Below are 11696 nucleotides of genomic sequence, written 5' to 3' on the forward strand. Positions count from 1 at the left end.
ACACATGCCCAGGGGTTACACCGCGCGGGTCATGATCTGGGCCCGGCGGGCCGACAGGCGCGGGTGCGCGGGCAGCGCGATCATGCCCGCGTGCTGGAAGCCGAAGTCCTCGTAGAGCTTGATCGCCCGAAGATTGGTGGACCAGACCAGCAGGCTCACCGTTTTTCGCTTTTGCGCGCCGGCCATGCCCACGGCCTCGGCGATCAGGCGCATGCCGATTCCCGCGCCGCGCTGGGCCGGATCAACGGCCATGGCGTTCAGGCGCAGCGAGCCTTCCACCCGGGCCTGGAACAAGGGCGCGAGGTGGGCCAGCCGGTCGGCGGGGATCATGTCGAGCGCCATTTCGTCGAACCGCTCGACCGGGAAGGCATTGACCATGCCCACCACCTGGCCATCCTTGAGGGCCAGGCGGCATGACGGCCAGCCCAGCGGCCCTTCCCCGGTTTCAACCAGGTGGGTCAGCAAGGACTTGGCCGACATGTCGGCGACCAGGTCGGCCAGCAGAAACTCATACAGCCCTTCGCCGGCCTGGATCATGTAGCGGGCAATGGTTCGGGCGTCCGCCTCCTGGGCATCGCGCACCGTGATGGATTCATTCATGGCCGGTCTCCTTGGGCAGCCGGAAGGAGGGCGCGGGGCCCTCCTCCTTGACGATTCAATCGCCCCGGCGGCCGGCCGGATCCTCAGGCCGCCGCCAGATTGGAGGCGATGAAGTTCCAGTTTACCAGATGATCGAGCACCGTTTGCACGAAATCAGGGCGCCGGTTCTGGTAGTCGAGGTAATACGCGTGTTCCCAGACATCGCAGGTGAACAGGGGCGTCTGGCCGCTGGTCAGGGGCAGCTCGGCGTTGCCGGTCTTGGTGATCTTCAGCTTGCCCTCGTCAAGGACCAGCCACGCCCAGCCACTGCCAAACTGGGTGGTGGCGGCCTGCTTGAACTGTTCCTTGAAGCCCGCGACCGAGCCGAAGGTGCCGTTCAGGGCCTCAAGCAAGGCGCCCGTCGGCTCCCCCCCGGCCGGCGACAGGCCGTTCCAGAAGAACGTGTGGTTCCACACCTGGGCGGCATTGTTGAACACGCCCATGCGGGTGGGATCGCCGCTGGTTTGGCGGATGATCTCCTCAAGGGACAGACCGGCAAGGGGCGTGTCCACGATCAGGCCATTCAGGTTGGTGACATAGGCGTTGTGGTGCTTGCCATGGTGGAAGCCCAGGGTCTGGGCCGACATGTGGGGCTCCAGGGCGTCCTGGGCGAAGGGAAGGGCAGGCAGGACGAAAGCCATTTGGGAAGTCTCCATCCGGGGAACGGACGGCCTTTCGGGCCGGGGCGAAATGCCCCAGATTTATGATGCGTCTTGGTCGTTGTGAAGAGTGCGCGACCAGATTTGCACATTTTACGTCCTTTTGTTGCTACCCTCCCGCCCTGGAGCCCCCAGCCCATGCCTTCCTCGCCGCCTCCCCTGTCCGCGCTGGCCCGTCAGGCGCTGGAAGAGGATCCCGAGCGCTTTCAATGCGCCTTGTTCGCTCCCCGGCCCCGGCGCGAGGCCGTGATGGTCCTGCTGGCCGTCAACGCCAGCGTGGCCCGGATCGCGCCCTCGGTGACCGAGCCGGTGCTGGGCCAGATGCGGCTGCGCTGGTGGCTCGACACCGTTGCCAGCCTGGGCCAGGGCGAGCGCGCCCCCAGCGGCCACCCCGGCGCCGAGGCCCTCCATGAACTGGCCTGCCAGGGCGTGCTGGATCCCACCGCCCTCGCGCCGATGATCGAGGCCCGCGCCGCCGACCTGGAGCCCTCCCCCTTCCCCACCCAGGACGCCCTGGGGACCTATGCCCGGGCCACGGCCGGAACCTTGTCGGATCTGTCGGTCCGGGTCCTGGGCGGCGCCCGCGAAGCCCCCCCCGAGGTGGCCCGCGTCGCGGCCCGGGTGGGCACGGCGTGGGGCCTTTTGGGCCTTTTGCGCGCGACCCGGGCCCTGGCCGCCGAGGGACGCTGCGTCCTGCCCGTGGACGATCTGGCCCGCGCCGGCGTCGCGCCCACCGACCTTTCCCAACCGCCGGCCCTGCGCGCCCTGGCGCCCGTCTGCCGGGCGCTGGTGGAGCGGATCCAGGACACCCTGGCCCAGGCGCGGGCCGAGGCCCACCACGTGCCCACGCCGGTGGCCGCCCCCCTGCTGCTCACGGCCCTGGCCGATCCGTTCGTGCGCCGCTTGCGAAGCACCGGGTTTGACCTGGCCGACCCCGCCCTGGCCGCGCGCCCGGCGCGCCCGGCACGCCTGGCGGCGGCCGCCCTGGGCCAGCGCTGGCGGAGCCGCCACGCGTCCCTCTCCCCCGCAAACGGCCAGCAAAACCAGGGGCTTCCGTGAATTCACCACAGTCCTTCGCGTCACAAATGCTGACGAAAAAATCCATCCCCCAGGATCGAATGGCTAGTTTCAGGGCAAAATTCCTTGATCAAACAGTCAATTACCCCTATTCTTATCGCCATCCCCATGGAATAACTCACCATTCCAAAACATGTTTTGGGATTGCCTTCCCTGACCGCGACACAGGCCGAGAAGGATTATGGGGATCGCCTCCGGCCCTTCGTCCGGTCACATCAGCATTGGAAGACGGATGTGTGGACTTTGTGGAGAAATCCGTTTCGATGACCAGCCGGTCGATGCCGCGACCGTCGCCCGGATGGCCCGGGTACTGCACCCCCGGGGTCCCGACGATGGCGGGCTCGTGGTGCGCGGCCGGGTGGCCCTGGGCCACCGCCGCCTGAGCATCATCGACCTGTCCGCCCGGGGTGAGCAACCCATGGTGGATTCGACCCTGGGATTAACCCTGGTCTTCAACGGCTGCCTCTACAACCATCAGGATCTGCGCCGCGCGCTGGAAGCCGAGGGCTACCGGTTCTTTTCCGCGAGCGACACCGAAGTGGTCCTGAAGGCGTATCACGCCTGGGGCACGGCGTGTTTCGAGCGCTTCAACGGCATGTTCGCGGTGGCGATCCACGAACGCGACAGCGGCCGGGTGATCCTGGCCCGCGACCGTTTTGGCATCAAGCCGCTGTACTGGGCCACGGCCGATGATGGCGCGCTGTTGTTTGCCTCGTCGCTGCCGGCCCTGGTCGCCAGCGGGCGCGTGGACCGGAGCCTGGATCCGGTCGCGCTTCAGTTCTACATGAGCTTCCACGCGGTGGTGCCCGCGCCCCGAACCATCCTGGCCGGGGTGCGCAAGCTGCCCCCCGCCACCTGCCGGGTGATCGAGCCCGATGGCACCAGCACCGACCGGACCTACTGGCGCCTGGACTTCACCCGCTCGGCCGAGGACGAGGCCCGCCCGGAAGCCGAGTGGCAGGACCTGGTCCTGGACTCCCTCAGGGCCGCCGTGCGCCGGCGCCTGATCGCCGACGTGCCCGTGGGCGTTTTGCTGTCGGGTGGGCTGGATTCCAGCTTGATCGTGGGCTTGCTGGCCGAGCACGGGCATGCGGCCATTGAAACCTTCTCCATCGGCTTTTCGGCCGCCAACGGCGAAAAGGGGGACGAGTTCCAGTACTCCGACCTGATCGCTGCGCATTTCGGGACCAGGCACCACAAGATCTTCATCCCGGAAGACGAAATGCTCGATGCCCTGCCCGGGGCCATCGCCGCCATGGCCGAGCCCATGGTGTCCTACGACGTGGTCGCGTTTTACATGCTCTCGCGCGAGGTTTCGAAGCACGTCAAGGTCGTTCTTTCCGGCCAGGGCGCCGACGAAATCTTCGCGGGCTACCACTGGTATCCGCCCCTTGTCGACTCGACCGACCCGGTGGGCACCTACGCCAAACGCTTCTTCGACCGCGACCACGCCACCTTGGCCACCCACCTGAACCCCGCCTGGCAGGTGAAAACCGACGAGGCGCGGGCCTTTGTCGAGGCCCACTTCGCCCAGCCCGGAGCCCCGGATCCGGTCGACAAGGCGCTGCGCCTCGACAGCACGATCATGCTGGTCGATGACCCGGTCAAGCGGGTGGACAACATGACCATGGCCCATGGCCTGGAAGCACGGGTGCCGTTCCTCGACCACACCCTGGCCGAACTCGCCGCACGGGTGCCGGCCCGCCACAAGCTGGCCCAGGGCGGCAAGGGCGTGCTGAAGGAAGTCGGCCGGCGGGTGATCCCGGCGGCGGTGATCGACCGCGAAAAGGGCTACTTCCCGGTTCCGGCCCTGAAATACATCGAAGGCTCGCGCCTGGATTTCGTGCGCGATGCCTTGAGCAGCCAGGCGGCGCGAACCCGTGGCCTGTTCCGTCCGGACTACCTGGATCGTCTGATGGCCAACCCGCGCGACGCCATTACCCCGCTCAGGGGGTCGGAACTGTGGCAGGCGGGGTTGCTGGAATTGTGGCTGCAAGCGCAGGGGATCTAGGGCCACCATGCCGGAGCACGCCGCCATCCGCCGCGAGGCCATTCCCCCCGCCGGACTCACGGAGGGGGCGCGGGCGTGCGACGGGCCCCGGTGGCCCGCAGGGCCCGCGAGGCCTGCGAGGCCTGCGAGGCCTGCGGGGCTCGCGCCAGAGGGCCGGGTGTCGAACCGGATCCGGGCCGGGTGCTCTCACCCATTGCTCTTACGTTCGACTGATCCGAAAAGCGGTTTTCGCTTCCCGGGTCTCGCGTTATCCCGGCCGCGACGGAAAGGGAGCCGCCATGCTCAACCCTTGCCTCGGGGTGCCCTCCTGGGCCGGGGGGGGTGGCCCCCCCTGGCACGACGGGCACGCCTCGACCCTGTTCCGACCAGCCTGCTTGGCCCGGTACAAGGCTTGATCGGCGCGGATCAGCACATCCTCGAAACTGTCCGTCCCCGAGGCGGCGCGGCACGCCACGCCAATGCTTACGGTGATGGAAAAAACCGCTCCGTTGAAATCCACGGTCATGGCGGCCACGGCGGCGCGCAGGCGCTCGGCGACGGGCGCGGCCTCGGCGGGGGGGGTGTTGGGCATGAGCACCGCGAACTCCTCGCCCCCCAGCCGGCCCAGCAGGTCCGTGGCCCGCAGCGTGGCGCGGGTAACCTCGGTGAACCGACGCAAGGCGAGATCCCCGCCCGGATGCCCGAAGCGATCGTTGACATCCTTGAAATGATCCAGATCAAGGGCCAGCACGCAAAAGCCTTGCCCATAGCGGACGGCCCGGCCGCATTCATTTTGCAGCATGCTCAGGAAAAAGCGCCGGTTGGCACAGCCCGTCAGCGCGTCGGTCGCGGCCTGCCGGGCCAGATCCCGGGCATGGCGCTGGTTGGCGCGTACATACAAAACACTCGCCACCGCCGCCAGGATCAGCGCCGCCCCGGCCAGCCCCTGCAATCCGAAGGAGAACAAACGGTCGCTCCTGATCGCGGCCAGGGTCTTCAATTCGCGCAGGACGTGGACGGTCACCAGATCGCCCTCGCGCCGGGCCCAGATCCACGGGGAGGGGCTGCCCGGACGGTCGTACACCCCCGCGTCCGGAAATTCCCGCGAGGGCGTCAGGTCAAGGGGGGCGAAGGTGGTTCGTCTGTAGCGCCCCAGGCGTTGCTCCGGCGTCAGGTCCCTGGTGCGCGCGTCGGGCAGCTGTTTCATCATCACATCGGGATCCCGGGCGTAGATGACCACGCCAAACGCATCGGTCAGAAAGGCACCGGGGCCGAATCCTTGGGTAAGATCAGCAAGATCAACACGCGCGCCAATGGCCCCGACAAACCGCCCTTCCAGAAAAACCGGGGACGCGAAGAAAAATCCAGGAACACCCCCAACCTTGCCGATCGCGAACTGCTGGCCATTCCGGCCCGCGCGCGCCGCCTGGAAATACTCGCGCTCGCTATAATTCGAGCCCGTGTAATCGATGCCCGCGCTGGGCAGCGCGATGGCGATGGTGTCGCCGGCGGCATTCATGACCCAGATTCCCTTCGCCCCAAGGTCGGCGCGGGTAATCAAGGCGTGCAGTTCCCCGGCCAGAACGGCCAGGGCGGGATCGGCCCGCCACAGGCGGTTGCGCTCCGCCATGGGCAGGGGCGACGGCCGCGCATCCGGGCCGAATTCGGCCAGGCGGTCGATCAGCGATTCCTTGCTGGCCAGGATCAGGGGAATGGTGCGAATGCGCGCGAAGCTGACCCGGCTGTGCGAGGCCAGGATTTCCGCTTCGTACTCCGCTTCCGTGCGTTCGCGGGTGATCAGGGCGTGCATGCGCGACAGCGCCGCGTTCCCGGTCAACTCCCAGGCGACCAGACACCACCCCGCAAGCAGCGCCAGAACCCCGACCACCAGGATCAGGGTCCCGGAAAAACGCCTCCTGTCCAGGGGGGCAGGCCCGGCACGCCGCATCAAGATCAAGGTGCTCTTCATCGAAGGGAATCCCTTCTTCATGGTCACCCCACCATGCCCGGGCGAAAGACTGTCGGGAAACAAGATCACGCCCCGCCTTGCCGTGCGTTTTCCATGAACGGGACAAGGAGGCCGATGGACAACCTTAGAAAATTTCCATCCGCGTGGAAAGGGAACACCCATTCGCCGCGAACTAAAAAACACCCTCGCCTTTTCCTGGAATCAGAAAAGATGGGAAACTTTTAAACTTTTAGGTGCCGACCCCTTGCGCTCATCTCTTCTCGGGGAAGGCCCGCCCCACGGGAGGCCCGGCGTCCGCGCCGTCCCTGCCCTGGCCGGCCCCGGTTCTTGCAAGGACCGGAGGGAAACCAGCCCCCGCCACCAGGGCCGCCCTTGCCGGGAGGCCCGATCGATCCTGAAACCTTATCCAACGGGTGAACGATGACTGCCGATCTCATCTTGCCTTCCGCCCTGGCCCCCCCGGCGTGCACCCGGGCGGAGGCCTCCATTGATTGTGGCTGGGGCAGCCTGCTCTTTGGCCAGACCTTCAGAGACCCGGACCGCCTGATCGAGGCCATGCGGGCCGAGGGCCCCGAGCGCCGCGACGTGGCCATTTACGTGCAGGACCCGCACGTGGTCCTGGCCCTGGCCCCCCAGGAAATGTTCCTGGATCCGTCGCACACCTTTCGCTTGCGGGTTTCCGACTACCGGCCGCGCGATCGCAACCCGGCCGGCTTTCACATCCGCCCCTTGCGCGTGCCGGACGACATCAACACCGTGAACCGGCTGTACGCCGCCCGCCACATGGTGCCCATCCGGCCCGATTTCTTCGAAGGCCCGTTCACCGACGCGGGTCTTGCGGTTCTGGTCGCCCAGGACGACACCACCGAGGCCATCTTGGGCACCGTGATGACCATTGATCACAAGATTGCCTGCGGCGATCCCGAGCATGGCTCCTCGTTCTGGTGCCTCGCGGTCGATCCCCAGGCCGCGTTGCCGGGCATCGGCGAGGCGCTGGTGCGCGCCGCCATCACCCGGCTGGCCGGGCAAGGCGCCGTGTTCGTGGATCTCACGGTCATGCACGACAACGACCAGGCGATTGCCCTTTACGAAAAGCTGGGCTTCGTGCGCGTGCCCTGCTTCACCATGAAGCGCAAGAACCCGATCAACGAACGCCTGTTCACCGGCCCCCTGCCCGATGCCGACCTCAACCCCTATGCCGGCATCATCGTGACCGAGGCGCGCCGGCGGGGCATTGATGTCAAGGTCACCGATGCCGAGGGGGGCTTCTTCCGCCTGTCGCTGGGCGGGCGTTCCATCCATTGCCGCGAAAGCCTGAGCGAACTGACAAGCGGCGTGGCGGTCAGCATCTGCGACGACAAGGCGGTGACCCGGCGCGTGGTGGCGGGCGCCGGCGTGCGCGTGCCCGACCAGATCGAGGCCGGCCCGCGCGAGGCGCTGTCAGCCTTCCTGTCCGATCACGGCTCGGTGGTGGTCAAGCCCGCCCGGGGCGAGCAGGGCCGGGGCGTGGCCGTGGGCCTCGATACCCTGGAGGAAGTGGAAGCCGCCATCGCCACCGCGCGCCGGGTGTGCGACCGGGTGTTGATTGAACGACGGGTGGAAGGCGAGGACCTGCGGCTGGTGATCATCGGCTTTCGCCTGGTCGCGGCCGCGATCCGCCGCCCGGCCCGCGTGACCGGCGACGGCCGCACCCCCTTGCGCGAGCTGATCCGCCTGCAAAGCCGGCGCCGCGCCGCCGCCACCGGGGGCGAGTCCACCATTCCGCTGGACGACGAAACAAGGCGCTGCCTGCTGGCCGCCGGCTTCCGGCTCGACGACGTGCCCCCGGCCGGGGTGGAGATCCCGGTGCGCCGCACCGCCAACCTGCACACCGGCGGCACCATCCTGGACGTGACCGACGAGGTTCATCCCGCCCTGGTCGGCGCCGCCATCCGCGCCGCCCGTGCCATTGACATTCCCGTGGTCGGGATCGATTTCATGGTCCGGTCGCCTCGCGAACCCGACTACGTGTTCATCGAGGCCAACGAACGCCCCGGCCTTGCCAACCACGAGCCGCAGCCCACGGCGGAACGCTTTGTCGATTTGCTGTTTCCCAACGCCATTCCCACCGTGCTGCGCCAATCCGCCGCGTTCGAGGCGCCGGCCGGCTGAGCCCGGCCCTGCTTCCAACGCTTCGTTTCTCGTGCCCCGACAAGGACATCCGATGGCCCGCCTGCCCATCGACACCCGCTATCTTGGGTCCATCCTGGCCCGGTTGCTGGCCATTCCCAGCCCCACCGGCTTCACCGACACCATCGTGCGCGAAACCTGCGCCGAGGTGGAAAGCCTGGGCCTGACCGCCACCTTGACCCGGCGCGGCGCCGTGCGCGTGGTGCTGCCCGGCGCCGAGCCCCGCCCGGCCCGCGCCCTGGTCGCCCACCTCGACACCCTGGGCGCCCAGGTCAAGAACCTGAAGGACAACGGCCGCCTGGAACTCGTGCCCATCGGCACCTGGTCGGCCCGCTTCGCCGAGGGCGCCCGGGTCAGCGTGTTCACCGACAAGGGCTACCTGCGCGGCACCATCTTGCCCCTGAAAGCCTCCGGGCACATCTTCAACGAGGAAATCGACAGCCTGCCCGTGGGCTGGCCCTCGGTGGAATTGCGTGTGGACGCCCGCGCCGGCTCGGCCGGCGATCTGGCCCGCCTGGGCCTTGATATCGGCGATATCGTGGCCATAGACCCCCAGCCCGAGTTCCTGGAAAACGGCTACATCGTTTCGCGCCACCTGGACGACAAGGCCGGGGTTGCCGTGCTCCTGGCCGCGCTCAAGGCCCTGATCGCCTCGGGCGAGAGGCCCCCGGTCGATGTCCATTTCCTGTTCACCATCGCCGAGGAAGTGGGGGTGGGGGCCTCGTCCGCGCTGACCGACGACGTGGCCTCGGTGGTCGCGATCGACAACGGCACCAGCGGCCCCGGCCAGAACTCCAGCGAGTTCGGCGTGACCATCGCCATGGCCGACCAGACCGGGCCCTTCGACTACCACCTGACCCAGACCCTGATCCGCCTGTGCCAGGAAGAGGATATCTCGTATCGCAAGGATATCTTCCGCTACTATCGCTCCGACGCGGCCTCGGCCATCGTGGCCGGCCACGACGTGCGCAACGCCCTGGTCACCTTTGGCATCGACGCCTCGCACGGCTACGAGCGCATCAACATGCACGCCCTGCGCTCGGTCGCCGAACTCATCAGCGCCTATGCCCTTTGCCCGGTTCGCATCCAGCGCGATGCCGACCAGAGCACCGACGGGGTGGTGGGGTTCACCCGCCAGCCCATTCCCGACCACATGGCCCCGGACCTGCCGGAAATCCCGGCCAAGGGCCCGGTGCGCCCCGTAGACTGACCCAAGGCCCGAACAGGACCAAACACCTCCCCAGGGGGCGCGCCGGCCGCGCGGGCGCGGCGCGGTTCCTTCTCCCCCCGGGGCCCTGCTTCCTGTCCGGGCTTCCAGCCAGAGGTTTTCGCATGGCATCCGTTCGTAATCGCTGTCCTCCCTCGCTTCGCCTGGTGCTCGGGCTGATGATCGGCCTGGGGCTGATGGGGGCGCTGGTGCCCGCCGCCCGCGCCGCCGACAACCTGGGCCCCGGCCCCGCTCCCGCCGCGCCGGCTCCGGTCGTGCGCGACACCCTGGGCCGGGACACGCCCGAGGGCATGGTGCGTGGCCTGCTCAAGGCCATGGCCGAGGAGGACTACACCCGCGCCGCCCAATACCTGGACATCCCCAGCCGCCGCTCGGCCCGCCGGGGCCTGAGCGCCGAGGAACTGGCGCAAGGCCTGCAACAGGTGCTCGACAAGGGGGGCTGGCTGGAAGCCAACTCCAAACTGAGCACCGCGCCCGAAGGCCGCCTCGACGACGGCCTGGACCCGGACCTGGAACGCTTCGCCAGCGTGCGCACGCCCGACGGCACGGTGGACCTGATCGCCCAGCGGGTGGACGGCCCCAACAACACCCCGATCTGGATCGTGTCCGGCGCCACCATGACCCTGATCCCCAAGCTGATGGAGCAGGTGGAAACCGGCCTGCTCGATCGCTGGCTTCCGCCCGAACTGAGCGACGGCCTGCGCCTGTGGGGGGTGCCGCTGGCCCACTGGGGGGCGCTGCTGGCCCTGGCCGCCGTCGCCTATGCCGGGGCCGGCCTGCTCACCGCGCTGGTCCGGGGCTTCGCCTATCTGCTCTGGCGCCACAACCCCAGCTCGGCCCGCCTGCGCCTGATCGACGCCGCCCAGCCGCCCTTGCGGGTGTGCCTGGCCGTGTGGCTGTTCGCCTTTGGGGGCATCCACCTGGGCGTCTCGGTGATCGCCCGCCAGGTGCTGGGCTGGGCGGCCGAAATGGTCGGCTGGGTCGGCCTTGCCTGGTTCTTGTGGCGGATTGTCGATGCCGTGGGCGCGGCCAGCATCGAACGCAGTGCCCGCCAGCGCAAGGTGGGCGCCCTGGCCGCGCTGCGCTTCTTCCGCCGCGCGAGCAAGGGAGTGGTGATCGGCGGGGCCACGATCATCATCCTGGATGCCTTCGGGGTCGATGTCAGCGCCGGCCTTGCCGCCCTTGGCATCGGTGGTCTGGCCGTGGCCCTGGGCGCCCAGAAGCTGATCGAAAACCTGGTGGGCAGCCTGATGCTGATCGCCGACCGCCCGATCCGCGAAGGCGACTTCTGCCGCTTTGGTGGCACCATGGGCACGGTGGAAGACATCGGCATGCGCTCGACCCGCATCCGCACCTTGAACCGCACCGTGGTGACCGTGCCCAACGGCGCGCTTTCCGCCCTGGAAATCGAAAACTACTCCCGGCGGGACATGTTCTGGTTTCACCCGATCTTGTCCTTGCGCCTGGAAACCACCCCCGACCAGATCCGCCACCTGCTGGTGACGTTGCGCGACCTGCTCTATGCCCACCCCCGCGTCGATCCCGACCCGGCCCGGGTGCGCTTCCTGGGCCTGGGGGCCGACGCCTTGAAGATCGAAATTTTCGCCTACGTCCACGCCGAGGACTATTCGGATTTCCTGGAAGTCCAGGAAGACCTGACCTTGCAGGTCATGGACCGGGTCCGGGCCAGCGGCGCCGCCTTTGCCCTGCCGTCGCAAACCCTGTACATGGGCCGCGACTCAAGCCCCGACCCGGCCGCCCGCGCCGCCGCCGAGGCCCAGGTGAAGGCGTGGCGCGAAACCAACACGCTGCCCCTGCCCCGCTTCCCCGAGCCCCGCATCGAGGGGCTGAAAGGCACCGTGCCCTATCCCCCGGCCGGCTCCGCCAGCCACGCCCCGCCCGAGGTCGCCCTGGCGCCCCACCCCGACGACGCGCCGCCCCCCGAACCCCAGCCCCCCACGCCCG

General features: G+C 68.4%; 8 protein-coding genes. 5 read left to right on the forward strand and 3 right to left on the reverse strand.

The genetic code is table 11. The annotated features are described in order from the left end of the window. Window positions 1–15 precede the first annotated feature (15 nt). Window positions 16–600, reverse strand: coding sequence for a GNAT family N-acetyltransferase (locus tag ROR02_RS14545; RefSeq protein ID WP_147164770.1), 585 nt, complete (start codon window positions 598–600; stop codon window positions 16–18). 83 nt (window positions 601–683) lie between these two features. After that, window positions 684–1280, reverse strand: coding sequence for a superoxide dismutase (locus ROR02_RS14550; RefSeq protein WP_147164771.1), 597 nt, complete (start codon window positions 1278–1280; stop codon window positions 684–686). A gap of 156 nt (window positions 1281–1436) precedes the next feature. On the opposite strand from ROR02_RS14550, the gene ROR02_RS14555 reads away from it, so the two are divergent. Both ROR02_RS14555 and ROR02_RS14560 read left to right on the forward strand, forming a co-directional pair. Continuing rightward, window positions 1437–2357: a squalene/phytoene synthase family protein gene (locus ROR02_RS14555; RefSeq protein WP_147164772.1), complete on the forward strand. Its 921-nt coding sequence runs from the start codon at window positions 1437–1439 to the stop codon at window positions 2355–2357. Between the two features lie 250 nt (window positions 2358–2607). Then, window positions 2608–4386: an N-acetylglutaminylglutamine amidotransferase gene (locus ROR02_RS14560; RefSeq protein ID WP_147164773.1), complete on the forward strand. Its 1779-nt coding sequence runs from the start codon at window positions 2608–2610 to the stop codon at window positions 4384–4386. A gap of 247 nt (window positions 4387–4633) precedes the next feature. Here ROR02_RS14560 and ROR02_RS14565 read toward each other — a convergent pair whose 3' ends face one another. Further along, entirely contained in the window at window positions 4634–6334 is a 1701-nt protein-coding gene (locus tag ROR02_RS14565) for a sensor domain-containing diguanylate cyclase (RefSeq protein WP_170245135.1), read from the reverse strand. Window positions 6335–6754: 420 nt separating this feature from the next. On the opposite strand from ROR02_RS14565, the gene ngg reads away from it, so the two are divergent. The 3 genes from ngg to ROR02_RS14580 all read left to right on the forward strand — a co-directional run. Next, the gene (ngg, locus tag ROR02_RS14570) at window positions 6755–8485 is read left to right on the forward strand and encodes an N-acetylglutaminylglutamine synthetase (RefSeq protein WP_147164775.1); all 1731 of its coding nucleotides are present in this window, start codon (window positions 6755–6757) and stop codon (window positions 8483–8485) included. A gap of 52 nt (window positions 8486–8537) precedes the next feature. Beyond that, on the forward strand, window positions 8538–9713 hold the full coding sequence (locus ROR02_RS14575) for an osmoprotectant NAGGN system M42 family peptidase (RefSeq protein ID WP_147164776.1): 1176 nt from the start codon (window positions 8538–8540) through the stop codon (window positions 9711–9713). A 122-nt stretch (window positions 9714–9835) separates the two neighbouring features. Next, window positions 9836–11696, forward strand: a 1861-nt coding sequence (locus ROR02_RS14580; protein WP_147164777.1) for a mechanosensitive ion channel family protein, incomplete at its 3' end; no start/stop codon positions are given.

The organism is Pararhodospirillum oryzae (genome assembly GCF_007992075.1).
Classification (GTDB): domain Bacteria; phylum Pseudomonadota; class Alphaproteobacteria; order Rhodospirillales; family Rhodospirillaceae; genus Pararhodospirillum; species Pararhodospirillum oryzae.

Bases quoted from the DNA above. Each gene is read 5' to 3' on its own strand.
- ROR02_RS14545 (WP_147164770.1), bottom strand. From the start codon at position 600: ATGAATGAATCCATCACGGTGCGCGATGCCCAGGAGGCGGACGCCCGA.
- ROR02_RS14550 (WP_147164771.1), bottom strand. From the start codon at position 1,280: ATGGCTTTCGTCCTGCCTGCCCTTCCCTTCGCCCAGGACGCCCTGGAG.
- ROR02_RS14555 (WP_147164772.1), top strand. From the start codon at position 1,437: ATGCCTTCCTCGCCGCCTCCCCTGTCCGCGCTGGCCCGTCAGGCGCTG.
- ROR02_RS14560 (WP_147164773.1), top strand. From the start codon at position 2,608: ATGTGTGGACTTTGTGGAGAAATCCGTTTCGATGACCAGCCGGTCGAT.
- ROR02_RS14565 (WP_170245135.1), bottom strand. From the start codon at position 6,334: ATGAAGAGCACCTTGATCTTGATGCGGCGTGCCGGGCCTGCCCCCCTG.
- ngg (WP_147164775.1), top strand. From the start codon at position 6,755: ATGACTGCCGATCTCATCTTGCCTTCCGCCCTGGCCCCCCCGGCGTGC.
- ROR02_RS14575 (WP_147164776.1), top strand. From the start codon at position 8,538: ATGGCCCGCCTGCCCATCGACACCCGCTATCTTGGGTCCATCCTGGCC.